At 64.1% G+C, this 18,491-nt stretch carries 19 protein-coding genes, 2 tRNA genes and 1 pseudogene; 20 read left to right on the top strand and 2 right to left on the bottom strand.

Features of this window, described 5'->3' with window-relative positions; all coding sequences use genetic code 11:
- The 20 genes and pseudogenes from ACKVEX_RS15380 to ACKVEX_RS15285 all read left to right on the top strand — a co-directional run bounded on the left by ACKVEX_RS15380 (window position 1) and on the right by ACKVEX_RS15285 (window position 16,597).
- Window positions 1-555: a sigma-E factor negative regulatory protein gene (locus ACKVEX_RS15380; protein WP_473216620.1), complete on the top strand. Its 555-nt coding sequence runs from the start codon at window positions 1-3 to the stop codon at window positions 553-555.
- Window positions 552-1,526 carry a MucB/RseB C-terminal domain-containing protein gene (locus ACKVEX_RS15375; protein ID WP_473216619.1) on the top strand — a complete coding sequence of 325 codons (975 nt, stop codon included), beginning with the start codon at window positions 552-554 and terminating at the stop codon, window positions 1,524-1,526. Before ACKVEX_RS15380 ends, ACKVEX_RS15375 begins: the two co-directional genes overlap by 4 nt.
- The gene (locus tag ACKVEX_RS15370) at window positions 1,523-1,999 is read left to right on the top strand and encodes a SoxR reducing system RseC family protein (protein WP_473216618.1); all 477 of its coding nucleotides are present in this window, start codon (window positions 1,523-1,525) and stop codon (window positions 1,997-1,999) included. Before ACKVEX_RS15375 ends, ACKVEX_RS15370 begins: the two co-directional genes overlap by 4 nt.
- Window positions 1,996-3,405: a Do family serine endopeptidase gene (locus tag ACKVEX_RS15365; protein ID WP_473216617.1), complete on the top strand. Its 1,410-nt coding sequence runs from the start codon at window positions 1,996-1,998 to the stop codon at window positions 3,403-3,405. Before ACKVEX_RS15370 ends, ACKVEX_RS15365 begins: the two co-directional genes overlap by 4 nt.
- Window positions 3,402-3,665, top strand: a pseudogene (locus tag ACKVEX_RS15360) (glutaredoxin family protein); the annotation flags it as partial. The gene ACKVEX_RS15365 and the pseudogene ACKVEX_RS15360, both read left to right, overlap by 4 nt.
- A 138-nt stretch (window positions 3,666-3,803) precedes the next feature.
- Complete coding sequence (lepA, locus tag ACKVEX_RS15355; RefSeq protein WP_473216616.1) at window positions 3,804-5,600, top strand: translation elongation factor 4; 1,797 nt, start codon at window positions 3,804-3,806, stop codon at window positions 5,598-5,600.
- 100 nt (window positions 5,601-5,700) lie between these two features.
- Window positions 5,701-6,489: a signal peptidase I gene (gene lepB / locus ACKVEX_RS15350; protein ID WP_473216615.1), complete on the top strand. Its 789-nt coding sequence runs from the start codon at window positions 5,701-5,703 to the stop codon at window positions 6,487-6,489.
- Between the two features lie 14 nt (window positions 6,490-6,503).
- Window positions 6,504-6,866 (top strand): DUF4845 domain-containing protein, encoded by a 363-nt coding sequence (locus tag ACKVEX_RS15345; RefSeq protein WP_473216614.1) that lies wholly within the window; start codon window positions 6,504-6,506, stop codon window positions 6,864-6,866.
- Complete coding sequence (gene rnc / locus ACKVEX_RS15340; protein ID WP_473216613.1) at window positions 6,866-7,543, top strand: ribonuclease III; 678 nt, start codon at window positions 6,866-6,868, stop codon at window positions 7,541-7,543. The genes ACKVEX_RS15345 and rnc overlap by 1 nt, the downstream gene beginning before the upstream one ends.
- Window positions 7,540-8,460, top strand: a complete 921-nt coding sequence (gene era / locus ACKVEX_RS15335) for a GTPase Era (RefSeq protein WP_473216612.1) — start codon at window positions 7,540-7,542, stop codon at window positions 8,458-8,460. The genes rnc and era overlap by 4 nt, the downstream gene beginning before the upstream one ends.
- A gap of 33 nt (window positions 8,461-8,493) precedes the next feature.
- Window positions 8,494-9,225 carry a DNA repair protein RecO gene (gene recO / locus ACKVEX_RS15330; RefSeq protein WP_473216611.1) on the top strand — a complete coding sequence of 244 codons (732 nt, stop codon included), beginning with the start codon at window positions 8,494-8,496 and terminating at the stop codon, window positions 9,223-9,225.
- The gene (locus tag ACKVEX_RS15325; RefSeq protein WP_473216610.1) at window positions 9,222-9,974 is read left to right on the top strand and encodes a pyridoxine 5'-phosphate synthase; all 753 of its coding nucleotides are present in this window, start codon (window positions 9,222-9,224) and stop codon (window positions 9,972-9,974) included. The genes recO and ACKVEX_RS15325 overlap by 4 nt, the downstream gene beginning before the upstream one ends.
- A 14-nt stretch (window positions 9,975-9,988) precedes the next feature.
- A complete protein-coding gene (acpS, locus tag ACKVEX_RS15320) occupies window positions 9,989-10,375 on the top strand; it encodes a holo-ACP synthase (RefSeq protein ID WP_473216609.1) in 387 nt (128 codons plus the stop codon).
- 5 nt (window positions 10,376-10,380) lie between these two features.
- Window positions 10,381-11,460: a beta-N-acetylhexosaminidase gene (gene nagZ / locus ACKVEX_RS15315; RefSeq protein WP_473216642.1), complete on the top strand. Its 1,080-nt coding sequence runs from the start codon at window positions 10,381-10,383 to the stop codon at window positions 11,458-11,460.
- Between the two features lie 21 nt (window positions 11,461-11,481).
- Window positions 11,482-13,356, top strand: coding sequence for an excinuclease ABC subunit UvrC (gene uvrC / locus ACKVEX_RS15310; RefSeq protein WP_473216608.1), 1,875 nt, complete (start codon window positions 11,482-11,484; stop codon window positions 13,354-13,356).
- 33 nt (window positions 13,357-13,389) lie between these two features.
- Window positions 13,390-13,989 carry a CDP-diacylglycerol--glycerol-3-phosphate 3-phosphatidyltransferase gene (pgsA, locus tag ACKVEX_RS15305; RefSeq protein ID WP_473216607.1) on the top strand — a complete coding sequence of 200 codons (600 nt, stop codon included), beginning with the start codon at window positions 13,390-13,392 and terminating at the stop codon, window positions 13,987-13,989.
- A gap of 47 nt (window positions 13,990-14,036) precedes the next feature.
- A tRNA-Gly gene (locus tag ACKVEX_RS15300) sits at window positions 14,037-14,112 on the top strand.
- Between the two features lie 86 nt (window positions 14,113-14,198).
- A tRNA-Cys gene (locus tag ACKVEX_RS15295) sits at window positions 14,199-14,272 on the top strand.
- 259 nt (window positions 14,273-14,531) lie between these two features.
- Window positions 14,532-15,380, top strand: a complete 849-nt coding sequence (locus tag ACKVEX_RS15290) for an HTD2 family dehydratase (protein WP_473216606.1) — start codon at window positions 14,532-14,534, stop codon at window positions 15,378-15,380.
- A gap of 23 nt (window positions 15,381-15,403) precedes the next feature.
- A complete protein-coding gene (locus ACKVEX_RS15285) occupies window positions 15,404-16,597 on the top strand; it encodes a CaiB/BaiF CoA transferase family protein (RefSeq protein WP_473216605.1) in 1,194 nt (397 codons plus the stop codon).
- Between the two features lie 45 nt (window positions 16,598-16,642).
- On the opposite strand, the gene ACKVEX_RS15280 is transcribed toward ACKVEX_RS15285, so the two are convergent.
- Window positions 16,643-18,103 carry an NAD-dependent succinate-semialdehyde dehydrogenase gene (locus ACKVEX_RS15280; RefSeq protein WP_473216604.1) on the bottom strand — a complete coding sequence of 487 codons (1,461 nt, stop codon included), beginning with the start codon at window positions 18,101-18,103 and terminating at the stop codon, window positions 16,643-16,645.
- Between the two features lie 63 nt (window positions 18,104-18,166).
- A complete protein-coding gene (locus ACKVEX_RS15275; protein WP_473216603.1) occupies window positions 18,167-18,418 on the bottom strand; it encodes a hypothetical protein in 252 nt (83 codons plus the stop codon).
- Window positions 18,419-18,491 lie beyond the last annotated feature (73 nt).

Raw genomic sequence — 18,491 nt, 5'->3', positions numbered from 1 at the left:
ATGAAAGACCAACTCTCCGCACTGCTCGATGGTGATCTCGACGACTCGTCCTCGGGAGCGGTTTTTGATTCACTCCGCCGTGACCCGGCGATGCGCGAGCGATGGAGCGCTTATTGCCTGATCGGCGACACGATTCGCGGCGAATCCGCGGGCAGCGTCGATCTTTCGGCACGGGTCATGGAGCAGATCCGGACTGAGCCGACGCTGCTGGCGCCGGCCGCGATCGAGCGGCAGGCGGGCGAGCGTGGCGGTCGGAAGTCGTCGCTGATGTCGATCGCGGCATCGGTGATGGGTGTCGTCGCGGTCGGATGGGTGGCGATGTCTCTGTATCCGAAGGTCGACAGTGGCGTGGGTACGGTGGCGGCGTCGGCCCGCCTTCAGGCGGTCGAACCGGTCGGGCTACAGACCAGTGTGCCGGCCGGCGTCGATCAATCCGATCCGCATCGCAAGTATCTATTCGTTCACCAGGCCATGAACGGCGGCGGTCCGATCCCGGGGGCGTTGCAGTACGTCCGGACGGTGTCGGCCGATATCGCCGGAGACATCAGGCGATGAGGTTTGTTGCGGTAATGCTGGCATGTCTGGCATGGCTGCAGCCGGTTCACGCCCAGGCCGTGCCAGACGGAGATCCCATCTCCTGGCTTGGGCGCATCTCCAGCGCGGGTCAGCGCCTGAACTACAGCGGCACTTTCATCTACCAGTCCGGTCGGAATTTCGAAACATCGCGCATCGTCCATATGGTCGACGCCAACGGTGAGCACGAGCGGCTGGAGGTCCTGGACGGCAGTCCGCGCGAGGTCATCCGCAGCAATCGCGAGGTCCGTTGCGTGCTGCCCGACCAGAAGACCATCATCATCGATCGATCCGGGAGCCAGAGGGCTTTCCCGGCGAGGCTTCCCGCCTCCTATGCCGGCATCGTCGAAAGCTACCGGGTCAGCCTCGGAGAGGTCGGCCGGGTCGCCGGAATGGACGCGCAGTTGATCTTGCTCGCACCGCGGGATGACCTTCGTCACGGTCACATGCTTTGGGCCGAGCTGTCGAGCGGACTGCTGCTGAAGGCGCGCATGACCGATCATGCCGGTGAAATCATCGAGCAGTTCACTTTCACGGACATCAATATCGGCGGCGACATCGACGCCGGGATGCTCAAGCCGAGTTATTCGAAGGATGGAGACTGGCAGGTGATCGACGCTCAGGGCAGCGAGGTCGTTGCCGGAAACGCCGACTGGGTGCTGGGTGCGCCGGTTTCGGGTTACACGCTCAAGTCCATGGTCAAGCGCCCGCTGGGCAGGGACCAGGGCGACATCCTGCATCTGGTTTTCAGTGACGGCCTGGCTGCAATCTCGGTCTTCATCGAACCGGTCGATCCGGATCGCGTCGGCGATGGACTTGGTCCGCTGTCGACCGGCGCGATCAACATCTACAAGCGCGTGGTCGATGGTTTCGTGATCACGGCCCTCGGCGAGGTGCCGCTGCTTGCAGTGCAGCGCGTGGCGCACGGCATCGAGCACGCCGAGGCGAGATGATCGAGGCCAAGGCGGTCGTCGTCCGGGTCGAATCCGGGCGAGTATGGGTCAAAGTCAGCGATCGGCAGGATGGCTGCGGTCGCTGTGACGAGCCGGGCGGATGCCGCTCGGTCAGGATCGCGTATGCGCTGAAGCCACCGACCGAGGTCTTCAGTCTGCCGGATTCCATCGGGGCGCGGGTCGGTGACCGGGTGAACGTCCGGATGCATGACGGTGCGCCGCTCGCTGGCGCCCTGGCCAGTTATGGCGTCGGCGCGATGTTGCTGATCGCCGGTGCCGCCGCCGGCCATCTTGTGGCTGGCGCCGGCGACAATTCCGATCTATTCGCGTTGATGGGCGGAGCGGCAGGCCTGGCTGTCGCCTATGGTGTCAATCGCGCGCTTCATCGCAGTCGTGGCTGGCGGCGTAGGCTGAGCATGGAGATCACCCGGGACGACCGGGAATGTACGCTCGCAAGCCGGTCTGCACCATGAAACGACTCTCGGCGCGTCTTGCCTCCTGCTGGTTCGTGCTGTGTTGTGGGTGGCTGTTCATCGCACCGGCCTTCGGCACATCCCTGCCCGACTTCACGGCGCTGGTCCAGCAACAGGCGCCGGCGGTCGTCAACATCAGCACGACGCAGTCGGTGAAATCGCGCTTGCCTTCCATTCCCGGGCTGGAGCTTCCGCCGCTGGAGGAAGGGGATCCGTTGTTCGAGCTGTTCCGGCGCTTGATCCCCGGCCTGCCCGACACGCCGCCCTTCGATCCGGAAGGCCGTTCCCTCGGTTCAGGCTTCATCGTCAGCGACGACGGCTACATCCTGACCAATGCGCATGTGATCGAGGACGCCGATCAGATTCTGGTCAGGCTCGCCGACAAACGCGAGTTCGATGCGCGCGTGATCGGCACCGACGCGCGCAGTGACGTGGCCGTCATCAAGATCGAGGCCAGCGGGCTGCCCAAGGTGGTGATCGGTGACCCGGAAGAACTCAAGGTCGGGGAATGGGTGGTCGCGATCGGTTCGCCTTTCGGCTTCGATCAGTCGGTCACGGCCGGCATCGTCAGCGGCAAGGGCAGAGCGTTGCCGGACGAGAACTTCGTTCCGTTCATTCAGACCGATGTCGCGATCAATCCCGGCAACTCCGGCGGACCGCTGTTCAACCTGCGCGGTGAGGTGGTCGGGATCAATTCCCAGATCTACAGCCAGACCGGCGGTTTCATGGGTCTGTCCTTCGCGATCCCGATCGATGTCGCGATGGACATCCAGTCCCAATTGCGCACCACCGGGCATGTGCAGCGCGGCCGGATCGGTGTCGCGATCCAGGAGATCACCCGGGCGCTGGCCGAGAGTTTCGGCCTGGAGCGGGCCGAGGGCGCGCTGGTGAGCGGGGTCGAACCGGACGGACCGGCGGCACGTGCAGGCGTCCGCACGGGTGACGTAATCACGGCCTTCGACGGCAAACCGGTGAGTGCATCCTCCGATCTGCCGCGCATCGTGTCGGCCGTTCGTCCGGGTTCGGACGTGCTGATGGATGTCGTGCGCGGCGGGCAGACGATGCAGATCAAAATCACGCTCGGCGAATGGCGGGACGAACCCGAGGGGGCTGTCCCGCAGCAGGCCCCGGCCCCGGTTGCGAATAGGCTCGGCCTGGTGCTGGCAGAGCCGGGCGAGGCTGCGGACGGGCTCGTCGTTCAGCGCGCCCAGGGTGCGGCTGCGCGCGCAGATCTCCGCCAGGGAGACCGCATCGTCGCGATCGTGATCGAGGGACGCCAGATTGCGCTGGATTCCGTGGCAGGTTTCGATCGAAGCACGGCGGAAGTCTCAGACGGGCAAACCGTGACGCTGCTCGTACGCCGGGGCGAACACACGTCCTTCGTCACGCTACGGGCAGGGGAATGAGCGAGGCCCGGACCCTGACGGTGTTGAGCCGCCAATGGTGCCATCTGTGTCACGACATGATCGACCAGCTCGCGCCGATCGCGACCGAGTTGGGCTGGACGGTCGAGGTCATCGACGTCGACCGGCATCCCGAACTCGAGGCACATTGGGACGAACTCGTGCCGGTGCTGCTGGTGGGCGAGGTCGAACTGTGTCATTACCATCTGGACGAGTCCGCGGTTCGTGCCTATTGCGGCCGTTTTCCGCTAAAATCGCGCTCTGAGGAAAGTGCCGGCCCGCCCGAGGTTTCCTCTTCCTCCGCGGGGGACGGAAACGTCGAAGACGTCTGTTAGCGGTGCGCCAGGCAAAACCAAACTTCCACCATGGGTGTCGCTTGGCACCTTTTTTTTTGCGGTCAGATGCAGCACATCAGAAACTTCTCCATCATCGCGCACATCGATCACGGCAAATCCACGCTGGCCGATCGGCTCATCCACGCATGCGGCGGGCTGTCCGACCGGGAGATGGAGGAGCAGGTGCTCGACTCGATGGACATCGAGCGCGAGCGCGGCATCACGATCAAGGCGCAGACGGCCGCCTTGCACTACAAGGCTCGGGACGGCCAAGTCTATAACCTGAACCTGATCGACACGCCCGGCCATGTCGATTTCTCGTACGAGGTGAGTCGCTCGCTGTCGGCCTGCGAGGGCGCGCTGCTGGTGGTGGATGCGTCCCAGGGGGTCGAGGCGCAGACGGTCGCAAACTGCTACACCGCGCTCGAGCAGAATGTGGAAGTGATTCCGGTGCTCAACAAGATCGACCTGCCGGCGGCGGATCCGGAGAGCGCGCGCAAGGAGATCGAGGACGTGATCGGCGTCGATGCGTCCGACGCGGTGTTGTGCTCGGCCAAGACCGGCGTTGGCATCGAGGCGGTGCTCGAGACCGTGGTCAGCAAGGTGCCCCCGCCCAAGGGCGACCGGGAGGCGCCGCTCAAGGCCCTGATCATCGATTCCTGGTTCGACAATTATGTCGGTGTCGTGATCCTGGTGCGTGTCGTCGACGGCGCTCTCAAGCCCAAGGACCGGATCCTGCTGATGTCGAACGGCGCCCAGTACCCGTGTGATGAAGTCGGCGTGTTCACGCCGCGCTCGGTGTCGCGGCCGCATCTGTCGGCCGGCGAGGTCGGTTTCGTCATTGCCGGCATCAAGGAGTTGCAGGCCGCCAAGGTCGGTGACACGGTGACCCTCGCGAACCGTCCCGCGACCGAAGCCCTGCCAGGTTTTCGAGAGATCAAGCCACAGGTATTTGCCGGGCTGTATCCGGTCGAGTCGAGTGAGTACGATCAGTTGCGCGAGTCGCTCGAGAAACTGAAGCTCAACGACGCGTCCCTGCAGTACGAGCCCGAGGTGTCGCAGGCGCTGGGTTTCGGTTTCCGTTGCGGCTTCCTCGGCATGTTGCACATGGACATCGTGCAGGAGCGTCTCGAACGCCAGTTCGACATGGATCTGATCACGACCGCGCCGACCGTGGTGTATGAAGTGGTCATGAATGACGGCGAAGTGATCCGGATCGAGAATCCGGCCAAGTTGCCGGATCTGTCGAAGGTGGCCGAGATCCGGGAGCCGATCATCACCGCGACGATCTTCCTGCCGCAGGACTATGTCGGTGCGGTCATCACGCTGTGCAACCAGAAGCGTGGCACGCAGGTGGACATGCGTTACCACGGACGGCAGGTCCAGCTCATCTACGACATGCCGATGAACGAGGTCGTGATGGATTTCTTCGATCGGCTCAAGTCGGTGTCGCGCGGCTATGCGTCGCTCGACTACGAGTTCAAGGAGTACCGCAGCGCGGATCTGGTCAAGCTCGACCTGATGGTCGGAGGCGAGAAGGTCGATGCACTGTCGGTGATCGTGCACCGTGCGACCGCGCAGTACCGGGGGCGCGAACTGGCGTCCAAGCTGCGCGAGCTGATCCCGCGCCAGATGTTCGACGTCGCGGTGCAGGCGGCGATCGGTTCGCACATCATCGCGCGCGAGACGATCAAGGCCTTGCGCAAGAATGTGCTCGCCAAGTGTTACGGCGGTGACATCAGCCGCAAGCGCAAGCTGCTCGAGAAACAGAAGGAAGGCAAGAAGCGGATGAAGCAGGTCGGCAACGTCGAGATCCCGCAGGAGGCCTTTCTGGCGGTCCTGCGAACCGATGACAGGAAGTAAGAGGCCGTGTCCCAGGGCGCGTGTCCGGAATGAGCCGTTCAGCGGCCAGCGGTCCGCTTGCGCGCTCGCGGCTTAAAACAAAAATGCTAGCGGAGTATTCGTGAATTTTGCGCTGATTCTCTTCGTCCTGCTTGTCATCACCGGCGCGCTGTGGATGCTGGACCGCTTCCATGCGCGCAAGCGGCGTGCGCCGGGCGCCGCGGCACCCTGGTGGGTGGAGTACGGGGCCAGCTTCTTTCCGGTCATCCTGATCGTGTTCGCACTGCGCTCCTTCGTCGTCGAACCGTTCAAGATACCGTCCGGGTCGATGATTCCGACGCTGGTCGTCGGTGATTTCATCCTGGTCAATAAATGGACCTACGGCATCCGGCTGCCGGTCATCAACAGGAAGATCATCGACGTGAACGATCCCGGGCGGGGCGACGTGATGGTGTTCCGCTATCCCGCCGACCCGTCGCTCGACTACATCAAGCGCGTCGTCGGTCTGCCGGGCGATCGGATCGAGTATCACAACAAGCGGCTTCGCATCAACGGCGAATCGGTGAGTCTGGCGCCGGTGGAGGACTACCTTCATCCGGACCGGCTCTACTACTCGCCGCAGTATGAGGAGGTTCTCGGAGACGTCGCCCATCGGGTGTTGATCGAGCGTGACATCCCGCCCTTCATACCTCAGGTGCTTAACTTCCCCTACCGTGAAAACTGCACCTATACTACGTCCGGCGTGACCTGTACCGTGCCGGATGGGCACTACTTCGTGATGGGTGACAACCGTGATGCAAGCAGCGACAGCCGCGTCTGGGGCTTCGTGCCGGACGAGAACATCGTCGGTCGCGCGTTTTTCATCTGGTTCAATTTCAATGACATGAAACGTGTGGGGGGTTTCCATTGAGTACGTGGATTCGCATGAAGAACGAACAGCAGGGGCTGAGTCTGATCGGATTGATGATCGTCGCCGGCCTGCTCGCCTTTGTGCTGCTGATCGGTTTTCGCTCCGTGCCGGCGGTCAATGAATATCTGGCGGTCAAGCGCATCATCAAGATCGTGGCCGAAGAGGGGGACGGCGGCGCGACCCTGACCGAAATCCGTCGCAGCTTCGACCGGCGTGCGCAGATCGACGACGTATCCAGTATTCGCGGATCGGACCTCGACATCTACAAGCAGGGCGGCAAGGTCATGATCGACGTCAGCTACGAGCGCAAGGTGCCGGTGGCCGGAAACGTCAGTCTGCTGTTCGATTTCAGCACATCGACATCCGCGGGGCGCTAGTGGTCGCTGACCCGGATCGCCTGCAGCGACGGATCGGACATCGGTTTGCGAATCCGGCAACGCTCGAACAGGCGCTGACGCATCGGAGCTTCGGGCAACCGAACAACGAGCGGCTGGAGTTTCTCGGCGACAGCATCCTGAACTGCGTGATCGCGATCGCGCTGTTCAAGCGTTTCGGAGAACTCAAGGAAGGAGAACTGTCTCGTCTGCGCGCTTCGCTGGTGCGCCAGGAGGGCTTGCATCGGGTTGCTCTGAGACTCGAGCTCGGCGACCATTTGCGTCTGGGCGAGGGCGAACTGAAGAGTGGCGGGCACCGGCGACCGTCCATTCTCGCCGACGCGCTGGAAGCCGTTTTTGCGGCGGTATTTCTGGATGCCGGCTTCGAGGCCGCCAAGTCGGTCATCGATCGCCTGTATGCCGAGATGCTCGGTGAGATCGATCCGGGGCTCGCATTGAAGGATGCCAAGACTGCGTTGCAGGAGTTTCTGCAGGCTCGCAAGCTGCCGTTACCCGATTACTCGACGGTGATGGTGCATGGCGAGGCGCATGCGCAGGAGTTCGAGGTGAGTTGCAGCGTGCCGAGTTACGGTTTGTGCACCACCGGACGTGGGCCGAGCCGGCGTGCGGCCGAGCAGCAGTCGGCCGAGCATGCGCTGGCGCGACTGAGGGCGTCATGAATCCGGACAGGAATGCTACGGCGACGGACGGCCAAGACGCCTGTCGGACCGGGTTCGTCGCGATCGTCGGGCGGCCCAACGTCGGAAAGTCCACGCTGCTCAATCGCCTGATCGGGCAGAAGATCAGCATTGTGTCGCGCAAGGCCCAGACCACGCGACATCGGGTCACCGGCATCCTGACCGAAGACCATGCGCAGTTCGTGTTCGTCGATACCCCGGGTTTTCAGACCCGGCATCGGAATGCGCTCAACCGCTCGATGAACCGAAGTGTCACGCAGGCGCTGGCCGAGGTCGATCTGGTCTTCTTCGTGATCGAGGCGGGTCGCTTCGGCGAAGACGATCGCAAGGTGATGAGCGTACTGCCGACCGAAGCGACGGTGGTACTGGTGATCAACAAGGTGGACCGGCTGGACGACAAGTCACGGCTGCTGCCCTTCATCGGCGACATGAGCACGGTTTTTCCGTTTGCCGAGATCGTGCCGCTGAGTGCCGAAAAAGGCATGAACGTCGATACGCTGGTCAAGGCCGCGCGGCCGCTGTTGCCGATCGGCGAACCGATATTCGGGCCCGACGACATCACCGATCGCAGCGAGCGCTTTCTCGCGTCCGAGTTCCTGCGCGAGAAGCTGTTTCGTCTGCTCGGGGACGAACTGCCGTATGGCATGGCGGTCGAGATCGAAAAGTTCGAGGCGGTCGGCAACCTCAGGCGCATCTTCGCGGCGATCATCGTCGACCGCGACAGTCACAAGGGTATCGTGATCGGCCGGAACGGGGAGCAGCTCAAGCGGATCTCGTCCGAGGCGCGCGTGGAGCTCGAACGACTGTTCGATGCGAAGGTTTATCTCGAAGTCTGGGTGAAGGTCAAGAGCGGCTGGGCTGACGACGAGCGCGCGCTCAAGAGCCTTGGTTACGAATAGGCCGCGCGCAGGCGCGACCGGCGGTCATTCCAGATGAGCCTGAGGCAGCGGGTAGAGCAGCAGCCAGCATACGTGCTGCATACCCACCCGTGGCGCGAGACCAGCCTGATCGTCGAGATGTTCTCGCGCGATCACGGGCGCGTCGCGATGGTCGCCAAGGGCGCGCGCCGACCGATGTCGGCCTTACGAGGCGTGCTGATGGCCTTTCAGCCGCTGCTGATCGACTGGTCGGGCGGAGGCGACGTGAAGACGCTGATCCGGGCCGAGTGGCAGGGGGGGCAGCCGCTGCTGACCGGACGAGCGCTGATGTGCGGCTACTATCTGAACGAGCTGATCGTACGCCTGAGCGCGCGCGAGGACCCGCATGCTGCGCTGTTCGATGCTTACGCGGAGGCCTTGCGCGACCTGGCGGGTCAATCGGCCCATGCGGCGGTGCTCAGATGCTTCGAACTCTCACTGCTGCGCGAACTGGGCTACGGGGTGGGGCTGGAGGTCGATCCGAGCGACGGCTTGGCGGTCGAGCCCGAGGCGCGTTACGTCTATATAATCGAGCAGGGGCCGAAGCGGGTGGAACACCCGTCCGAAACTGACGCGTCCCGAGCGCTGGTGAGCGGGCAGACCCTGCTCGACATGGCGGCGGGTCGCTTCGATCGAGCCGAAACCGCAGCGCAGAGCAAATTGCTGTTGCGCATGCTGATCAACCACTATCTGGGCGGACAACAGCTGCAGTCGCGCCGGGTGCTGAAGGAGCTGCAGGAACTGTGATCGAACTCGGTGTCAATATCGACCACGTGGCGACGCTGCGTCAGGCCAGGCGTACATGGGAACCTGACCCGGTATGGGCCGCGGTCGAAGCGCATCTCGGGGGTGCCGATGGCATTACCGTGCATCTGCGCGAGGACAGACGTCATATCTGCGACGACGATGTGCGGCGGCTGCGCGAACTCACCCAGGTCAAGCTCAACCTCGAGATGGCGGCCTCCGACGAGATGGTCGGCATCGCATGCCGTGTCCGGCCCGAGATGGCCATGCTGGTGCCCGAAGGCAGGCAGGAGGTGACCACCGAGGGCGGGCTCGACGTGTTGAGCCAGGAGGCGGCCTTGCGCGACGTGGTCTCGCGCCTGACCGACGCCGGCATCGTCACCAGTGTATTCATCGATGCCGACATCGCCCAGATCGAGGCAGCGGCCAGGATAGGCGCGAAGGTCTGTGAGATCCACACCGGTCCGTACGCGCATGCCTTCCATGCCGTGGGTCGGGATTCAGAAACGCCGGCGGTGGTCGCCGAGATCGACAAGGTCCGGCTCGCAGGCACGGCCATCCGCGGGCTCGGGATGCGCTTCAATGCTGGCCATGCGCTCAACTATTACAACGTACAGCCGATCGCGGCGCTCGATGGCGTGCGCGAACTGCATATCGGTCACGCCATCGTCAGTCGCGCGGTGTTCTGCGGCCTGCAGAATGCGGTGCGCGACATGAAACGGCTGATGCGCGAGGCGGTCGGCCGCGGCTGACCGGAGCGCAGGTCATGATCTTCGGCATCGGAACCGACATCGTGCGCATCGATCGCATCAGCGAGTCGCTGGCGCGCCATGGCGCGCGCTTCGCGCATCGCATTCTGGCCGACGTCGAGCGTTCGGCGCTCGAGACGCAGGCGGATCCGGCACGCTTCCTCGCCAAGCGTTTCGCGGCCAAGGAGGCCTTTGGCAAGGCGCTCGGCACCGGCGTGGCGGTGCCCGCGACGCTGCATGCGCTGTCGGTGGCGCACGACGAGCGGGGCAAGCCGCTGTTCAACTTTTCGGACAGTCTGTCCGCATACATGCGGGCGCGCGGACTCAGCGCACATCTGAGCCTGTCCGACGAAACCGATTACGTGGTCGCCTTTGCGGTGATCGAATGCGAACGCAAGGCATGAATGCAATGGTCGATTCGGCGAACCCGATCGGGGCGCGGGCCCGCTTGAAGCTTCAGCTGGGTCCGGTGATGCTCGATGTCGCCGGCACGCGGCTCGACGACGAGGAGCTCGAGCGCCTGCGCGATCCGCTGGTCGGCGGCGTGATCCTGTTCAAGCGTAACTTCGTCGACTCTGATCAGTTGGCGGCGCTGACGCGGGAGATCCGCGTATTGCGCGAGCCCGAACTGATCATCGCGGTCGACCACGAGGGCGGACGGGTGCAGCGCTTTCGCAGCGATGGCTTCACGCCGCTGCCGGCGATGCGCACGCTGGGGCGGCTGTGGGACGAGGACCATGTCGCCGCGCTCGCGCAGGCGCGCAGCGTCGGTTTCGTGCTCGCGGCCGAGCTGCTCGCGCATGGCGTGGATCTGAGCTTCACGCCGGTGCTCGATCTGGACTACGGTGTCAGCACGGTCATCGGTGATCGCGCCTTTCACCGCGACCCGCAGGTCGTGGCGTCGCTGGCGGGGGCGCTGTGTGCGGGCATGGCGGATGCGGGGATGGGTTGCGTCGGCAAGCATTTTCCCGGACACGGGTTCATCGAGGCCGATTCGCATGTACAGATCCCGGTCGACACGCGTAATTTCGACGCGGTGTGGAACGAGGACATCGCGCCGTACCGCCACCGTCTGGCCAGGCAACTGTCCGGCGTCATGCCGGCGCACGTGATCTTCGAGCGCATCGATCCGCAGCCGGCGGGGTTCTCGCCGTTCTGGTTGCAGGATGTGTTGCGCGGCCGGCTGGGCTTCGGCGGTGTGATCTTCAGCGACGATCTGACCATGGAGGGTGCGACCGTGGTCGGTGACATCGTGGCACGTTCGCGCGCGGCCCATGCGGCCGGCTGCGACATGGTGCTGGTGTGCAATCGCCCCGATCTGGCGGCGGACCTGCTCGATCGTTGGGCGCCCCGCATCAGCGAGGATAGTCGCAGGCGCATCGCGTCGCTGGCTGCCCGGCCCAGGTTCGCCGATCCGTTCGCGCTCGAGCTGAGTCCGGTCTATCGGGAGGCGCGTGCTTCGGTCATCGCCTGCAACGCGTCGGTGTGATTCACAGGTTCATCGTCACGCATGTCCGCATCCGAGCCCGAACCCGATCCCCGCACTGACGCCGTACCCGAAGTCGATCCGACGCCGGTAGCCGCGTCGCCCCGCTTCGACGCCAGGGCCTTCCTGAAGACCGTACCGGAGGAGCCGGGCGTCTATCGCATGATCGGTGCCGAGGAGCGGGTACTCTATGTCGGAAAGGCGAAGAACCTGAAGCGGCGCGTATCGAGTTACTTCCAGCGCAAGCTGCCCAGTCCTCGGATCGCGATGATGGTCGCGCAGATCGAACGGGTCGACGTCACGCCGACCCGCTCCGAGGCCGAGGCGCTGATCGTCGAGAACAACCTGATCAAGAGTCTCGAGCCGCGCTACAACATCCTGTTCCGCGACGACAAGTCCTATCCATACATCTGCCTGTCCGGTGACGACTATCCGCGGCTGGCCTATCATCGTGGCGCGTTCGCGAAGGGCGCCCGTTACTTCGGTCCGTTTCCGAATGCCGGCGCCGTGCGCGAGAGCATCCATCTGCTGCAGAAGACCTTTCGCCTGCGCACCTGCGAAAACTCGGTGTTCCAGAACCGTTCGCGCCCCTGTCTGCTGTATCAGATCAAACGCTGCACTGCGCCCTGCGTCGGTTTCATCGATGCCCAGGCCTATGCCGCCGACGTGAAGCTCGCGTCTCGCTTCCTGGAGGGGCGTGCGAGCGAGGTCATCGACGATCTGAGCGCACGCATGCATGCCGCAGCCGAGCAACTCGCGTTCGAGGAGGCGGCGGCCTGCCGCGACCAGGTGCGGGTGCTGCAGGCGGTGCTGCACCGGCAGTTCGTCGACAGCCGCAAGGACGAGGATGTGGATATCATCGCGGCGGTCGAGGAGGGTGGCCTGGTGTGTGTGAACATCGCGATGGTGCGCGGTGGCCGGCACCTTGGGGATCGACCCCAGTTTCCGAGCGCGGCTGCCAGTTGCGGCGCACTGGACGGTCTGCTGGCTTTCGTCGAGCAGCATTACCGCGATCATGCGCTGCCCGCCAGAATGCTGGTCAATCTGCCGCCTGAGCCTGTCCGGGCGGTGATAGCCGACATCAGCGACAAGCCCTGTCCGCTGACGATGCCGCGGCTCGAAGCGGAGAAGGCGTGGATGGAGATTGCGCTCGCCAATGCGCGCCTCGCCATCCAGTCGCGCATGCGCGATACCGGTCGCATCGAAGCCAGGCTGGACGCACTGCGTGACGCGCTCGATCTGCCGGACAAGCCCGGGCGGATCGAGTGTTTCGATATCAGTCATACCATGGGTGAAGCCACGGTGGCCTCGTGCGTGGTGTGCGAAGCCGGCGCGATGAAGAAGGCCGAGTATCGCCGCTACAACATCGGCGGCATTACCGGGGGCGACGATTTTGCAGCGATGCGTCAGGTGCTGGAGCGTCGCTACGGCAAGGTTGCGGCGGGCGAGGGGGTCTGTCCGGACCTGATCCTGATCGACGGCGGCAAGGGGCAGGTCAGCGCGGCGCGGGCGATACTTGCGGAGGTCGGCCTCGAGTCGGTCACAATGGTCGGCGTAGCCAAGGGCGAGGGACGCAAGCCCGGGCTGGAGTCCCTCATCTTTCCCGATGGGCGCGAACCGTTGCAGTTCGCGAGTGACAGTGCCGCGCTTCATCTTATCCAAGAGATCCGCGACGAGGCGCATCGCTTCGCGATCACCGGGCATCGTGCCAAGCGCGCGAGGACGCGGGTCGGTTCGCGCCTGGAGGACATCCCCGGTGTGGGCGGTGCCCGGCGTCGAAATCTCCTTGCGACGTTCGGCGGACTGGACGGCGTGCGTGCGGCGACCGTCGAAGACTTGTGCCGGGTCGATGGCATCAGCCGAAAACTTGCCGAACAGATATACTCGGCTCTCCATTGACGAATGATTCGAGCGGCCCAAACAAGGCCCGACATGGCACTCAATATTCCGAACACGCTCACCTGGGCGAGGATCGCCCTGATTCCGCTTTTCGTCGGGGTGTACTACCTGCCGGACGGCTGGTTGCCGCTGGCAAGCAAGAACATCATCGCCACCGGGATCTTCCTGGTGGCCGCGATCACCGACTGGTTCGACGGCTACCTCGCGCGTTCGCTCGGCCAGACCTCGTCTTTCGGGGCCTTTCTCGACCCCGTCGCGGACAAGCTGATGGTCGCCGCGGCCCTGATCCTGCTGGTCCAACTCGCCCGTGTCGATGCGATCGTCGCGGTCGTCATCATCGGTCGCGAGATCACGATCTCGGCGCTGCGAGAATGGATGGCGCGGGTCGGTCAGTCGGCCAGCGTCGCGGTGGCCACGGTCGGCAAGTTCAAGACTACGGCGCAGATGACCGCGATCCCGCTGCTGCTGTACCACGACCCCATCCTGTTCCTGAACATCCAGCTGATCGGCACGGTCCTGATCTATGTCGCCGCCGCGCTGACACTGTGGTCCATGATCTACTATCTGCGGCGCGCGATACCGCGCCTGTCCGAGCATGAGCGGCTTCAGCGCAGCAAGACCGAAAGCCACTGAAACCGGTTGACACCCATATATCGGCCACTATAATGGCGATCTTTCCCGCGGGAATAGCTCAGTTGGTAGAGCGCAACCTTGCCAAGGTTGAGGTCGCGAGTTCGAGACTCGTTTCCCGCTCCAGTTTCATCGATCGCCCGATACGCGGGTGGTCGGCCCGGTCAAGGCGTGCCGGGCACTGACCGGACGGCAGTTTGCCGGATCCATCCGGCGCGATGGCAGAGTGGTTATGCAGCGGCCTGCAAAGCCGTGTACCCCGGTTCGATTCCGAGTCGCGCCTCCAGAAAAAGAAAAAGAAGACGACAAACCCGCTTAGGCGGGTTTTTTGTCGTTACCGGTCCTTTTTTTGCGGGTGCTTGCTTTACGGAGTCGGTATCTCTACTGTCTGTGCGAGCGTCCAGGTGTGCCAGCCGGTTTCTGCGTCGAGACCGCTCGGATGGGGTTCGCGCCACCGCGAACGGACCGAATCGTATTTGGGTCGATACGGGGCGAAAATGTCCCACCGAAGCCGTGAGACATAGAAAAGGACCGAGGAGACCCCGATGAACGATCGCGACCCGCCCGACCTGTCGAACTGGATTGGCCGCGAGGAAGTGCGTGATGATCGTATCGATCGGCGCATCGCCGAGGCATTGGCCGCGACCCTGGACCTCGACCCGGAGTCGATGAAGGACGGCGCCGAACTGCCGCCACTGTGGCACTGGGTGTATTTCACGCCGAATGCGCGCCGCAGCGAGATCGGACCGGATGGCCACCCGAGGCGTGGCGGCTTTCTGCCCCCGGTGGAACTGCCGAACCGCATGTGGGCGGGTGGTCGCTTCGTTTTTTGCCAGCCGCTGCGCCTCGCTGAGGCGGTCACCCGTCGGTCGCGCGTCGTTCGCTGCGAGCGCAAGAGCGGACGTAGCGGCGATCTGGTGTTCGTCACGGTCGAGCATACGATCTCGGGCGAGCAGGGCGTGGCGCTGACCGAGGAGCACGACATCGTCTATCGCCAGCCGGCGCCGAAGGGCGGTCCGTTGACCGGCGAGCGGGTCCAGACCGAGGCCGAGTTCCGCCAGACCGTGCATCCCGATGCGGTGCTGCTGTTCCGCTATTCGGCGCTGACCTTCAACGGCCACCGTATCCACTACGACCATCCCTACGTGACCGGCGAGGAGGGGTATCCGGGCCTGGTCGTCCATGGCCCGCTCACCGCGACGCTGCTGCTCGGCGCCTTTCGTGCCGCATACCCGGACAAGCGAGTGTTGCGCTTCGCGTTCCGTGCGGTCGGACCGCTGTTCGATACGATGGACTTCGACGTGTGCGGTCGGCTGACCGGGCCGGATAGCGCCGAACTCTGGACCGATTGCGAAGGACGTTTGACGATGAAGGCGTCCGTCCTGTTCGACTGACTTTCCGGGAGAACGCACCGAACATGTCCGATACGCCAGCAGTACTGCCGCTTGACGGCGTGACCGTCGTGTCGCTTGAGCACGCGATCGCCGCACCGCTCGCGACCCGCCACCTCGCCGATCTCGGCGCCCGCGTGATCAAGGTCGAACGCCCGGGCGTAGGCGACTTCGCCCGCGCCTACGATCACCGCGTGGACGGGCTCGCGTCCCACTTCGTGTGGGTGAACCGCTCCAAGGAGAGCCTGACGCTGGATCTCAAGCAAGCCGAGGCTCAGGAAATCCTTCGCCGAATCCTGGCGGACGCCGACGTGCTGGTGCAGAACCTCGCGCCGGGTGCGGCGTCACGTCTGGGGCTGTCCTATGAGGCGCTTTCGCCCGGTAATCCGAAGCTGATCGTGTGCGACATCTCCGGCTACGGGGAAGGCGGCCCCTATACCCACAAGAAGGCCTACGACTTGCTGATCCAGAGCGAGTCGGGTTTTCTGTCGGTCACCGGCACGCCGGACGAACAGGTCAAGGCCGGCATCTCGATCGCCGACATCGCCGCTGGCATGTATGCGTACTCGAACATCCTCGGCGCATTGATCGAGCGGGGTCGGACCGGTCGTGGTCGTCGGATCGAGATCGCGATGATCGACGCGATGGTCGAGTGGATGGGTTTCCCGATGTACTACGCCTACCAGGGTCAGCAGCCGCCGGCGCGGGCCGGCGCATCCCACGCGACCATCTACCCCTACGGCCCGTTCCTCGCCGGCGATGGACGCACGGTGATGCTCGGCCTGCAGAACGAGCGCGAGTGGGCGGTGTTCTGCGAGAAAGTGCTCGGCGACGCGTCGATCGCCACCGATGACCGCTTTGCCAGCAACGCGCAGCGCCACGCCAACCGCGACGCGGTCCGGACGATGATCGAGCAGCGTTTCGCCAGCCTCGGCGCGGACGAGGTGATCGCCCGGCTCGACGCGGCCGACATCGCCAATGCCCATGTCAGCACGATGAACGACATCTGGTCCCATCCGCAGCTGCAGGCGCGGCAGCGCTGGGTCCAGGTGGGCTCGCCGGCCGGCCCGTTGCCGGTGTTGCAGCCGCCCGGCATGGGCGGCGATCATCCGGCCCGGATGGGGCCGGTGCCAGGCCCGGGCGAGCACACCGAAGCCATTCTCGTCGAACTCGGTTACGGCGGCCGGATCGCCGAATTGCGCGAACGAAAGGTGGTGTGACGACCCAAGCCTGCCCGGGGGCGATGCCGAATGTCATGACCGTCTTCAGCGATCGATTCCACCCAGGCAGATCGACTTGATCTCCAGATACTCGTCGATCCCGTAGATCGATCCCTCGCGCCCAAGGCCCGAGTGCTTGACGCCGCCGAACGGTGACACCTCGTTGGACATGATGCCGGTGTTCACGCCGACCATGCCGTACTCGAGCTCTTCGGCGACACGGAATATCCGACCGACGTCGCGCGAATAAAAGTAGGCGGCCAAGCCGAATTCGGTCGCATTGGCCATCGCGACCGCCTCTTCATCGGTCTCGAAGCGGAACAGGGGTGCGACCGGACCGAAGGTCTCTTCGCGCGCAACCAGCATTGCGGGTGTCACATCGACGAGGACGGTCGGTTCGAAGAAGGTTCCGCCCAGCTCATGGCGTTTTCCTCCGATGAGCACCCGCGCGCCGCCATCGCGCGCGTTTGCGACATGGCTCTCGACCTTTTCGATCGCAGCCTGATCGATCAGCGGACCAATGTTCACGCCGTCCTCGACCCCTGATCCCACCTTCAACTGCGCGACGGCCGCGGCGAGCTTTTCCGCAAAGCGATCATAAACACCTGACTGGACCAGCAGGCGATTGGCACAGACGCAGGTCTGGCCGGCATTGCGGTACTTCGACGCCATCGCACCTTCGACCGCGGCCTCGAGATCCGCATCATTGAATACGATGAACGGCGCGTTGCCGCCGAGTTCGAGCGACAGCTTCTTCAGGGTCGGCGCACACTGCGCCATCAACAGGCGCCCGACTTCGGTTGATCCGGTGAAGGACAGCTTGCGAACCGTGTCGCTGGACGTGAGTTCTCCACCGATGGCCACCGCGTCACCGGTCACGACATTGATCACGCCGCGGGGAATCCCCGCCTGCTCGGCAAGTGCCGCAAGCGCCAGCGCAGTGAACGGCGTCTGCTCGGCGGGTTTGACCACGACCGTGCAACCGGCCGCGAGCGCCGGTGCAACCTTGCGCGTGATCATCGCCGCCGGGAAATTCCACGGCGTGATCATCGCGCACACGCCAACCGGTTGCTTGATCACCAGCAGGCGTCGATCCTGACCGGTCGTCGGAAGCACGTCGCCGTTGCTGCGCCTGACCTGTTCCGCGAACCACTCGACAAACGACGCGGCATACATGACCTCGCCTCGCGCTTCGGCCAACGGCTTGCCCTGCTCGGTGGTCATGATCAGTGCCAGATCGTCCGCCGCAGCGACGATCAGCTCGAACCAGCGGCGCAACAGCTGGGCTCGCTCCTTCACGACCTTGCCGCGCCAGTCGGGCAGAGCCTTTCGTGCTGCATCGATTGCACGTCGGGTCTCGGACTGCCCCATGTCCGGAACGGAACCAATCACGGCGCCGTTGGACGGGTCGGTCACCTCGAGGCGGTTGCCCGAATCCGCGTCATGCCAGTCACCATTGATGTAGCCCTGCTGCCTGAACAGGGCACTGTTTTCCAGGTTTTTCATCACGTGCATATCCTCGTAGTATTTTTCCCAGACGCCTCATTACTGTCCCACGGGACCCGCGGTCTATTGCTCTGCGCCGTCGGCCACCGCCAAGGCCTTGACCTCTGTCGGCTGCAGTCTCGCGAGCGCCTCTTCGGTGAAAATCCGCAAACCGAGTTCGGTCCGGTAGCCGTGAATCTCCTTGACGTCCAGCGCGCGCATGAAGGTCACGATCTCCTGGCTGATCACCTGTCCCGGCACCAGGATCGGAAACCCTGGCGGGTAGGGAATTCGACACCAGCTTGCGTCCGCTTGCCAGTGCCTTCTCGATGGCATTGCCCTCGATCGGAATATATTCGAACTTGGATTCGTCGTAAGAAAGAAACAACGCCGCGCGAATGTCTCCCTC

This window comes from Denitraticella aggregata (assembly GCF_048158365.1).
Lineage (GTDB): Bacteria > Pseudomonadota > Gammaproteobacteria > Burkholderiales > Rhodocyclaceae > Azoarcus_F.
The sequence above is the reverse complement of the archived record's forward strand: the minus strand, read 5'-3'. Positions and strand labels throughout refer to the sequence as shown.

Coding starts and splice junctions, on each gene's coding strand:
- ACKVEX_RS15380 (WP_473216620.1), top strand. CDS start 1: ATGAAAGACCAACTCTCCGCACTGCTCGATGGTGATCTCGACGACTCG.
- ACKVEX_RS15375 (WP_473216619.1), top strand. CDS start 552: ATGAGGTTTGTTGCGGTAATGCTGGCATGTCTGGCATGGCTGCAGCCG.
- ACKVEX_RS15370 (WP_473216618.1), top strand. CDS start 1,523: ATGATCGAGGCCAAGGCGGTCGTCGTCCGGGTCGAATCCGGGCGAGTA.
- ACKVEX_RS15365 (WP_473216617.1), top strand. CDS start 1,996: ATGAAACGACTCTCGGCGCGTCTTGCCTCCTGCTGGTTCGTGCTGTGT.
- lepA (WP_473216616.1), top strand. CDS start 3,804: ATGCAGCACATCAGAAACTTCTCCATCATCGCGCACATCGATCACGGC.
- ACKVEX_RS15345 (WP_473216614.1), top strand. CDS start 6,504: ATGAAGAACGAACAGCAGGGGCTGAGTCTGATCGGATTGATGATCGTC.
- era (WP_473216612.1), top strand. CDS start 7,540: ATGAATCCGGACAGGAATGCTACGGCGACGGACGGCCAAGACGCCTGT.
- recO (WP_473216611.1), top strand. CDS start 8,494: ATGAGCCTGAGGCAGCGGGTAGAGCAGCAGCCAGCATACGTGCTGCAT.
- acpS (WP_473216609.1), top strand. CDS start 9,989: ATGATCTTCGGCATCGGAACCGACATCGTGCGCATCGATCGCATCAGC.
- nagZ (WP_473216642.1), top strand. CDS start 10,381: ATGGTCGATTCGGCGAACCCGATCGGGGCGCGGGCCCGCTTGAAGCTT.
- uvrC (WP_473216608.1), top strand. CDS start 11,482: ATGTCCGCATCCGAGCCCGAACCCGATCCCCGCACTGACGCCGTACCC.
- pgsA (WP_473216607.1), top strand. CDS start 13,390: ATGGCACTCAATATTCCGAACACGCTCACCTGGGCGAGGATCGCCCTG.
- ACKVEX_RS15290 (WP_473216606.1), top strand. CDS start 14,532: ATGAACGATCGCGACCCGCCCGACCTGTCGAACTGGATTGGCCGCGAG.
- ACKVEX_RS15285 (WP_473216605.1), top strand. CDS start 15,404: ATGTCCGATACGCCAGCAGTACTGCCGCTTGACGGCGTGACCGTCGTG.
- ACKVEX_RS15280 (WP_473216604.1), bottom strand. CDS start 18,103: ATGAAAAACCTGGAAAACAGTGCCCTGTTCAGGCAGCAGGGCTACATC.
- ACKVEX_RS15275 (WP_473216603.1), bottom strand. CDS start 18,418: ATGCCATCGAGAAGGCACTGGCAAGCGGACGCAAGCTGGTGTCGAATT.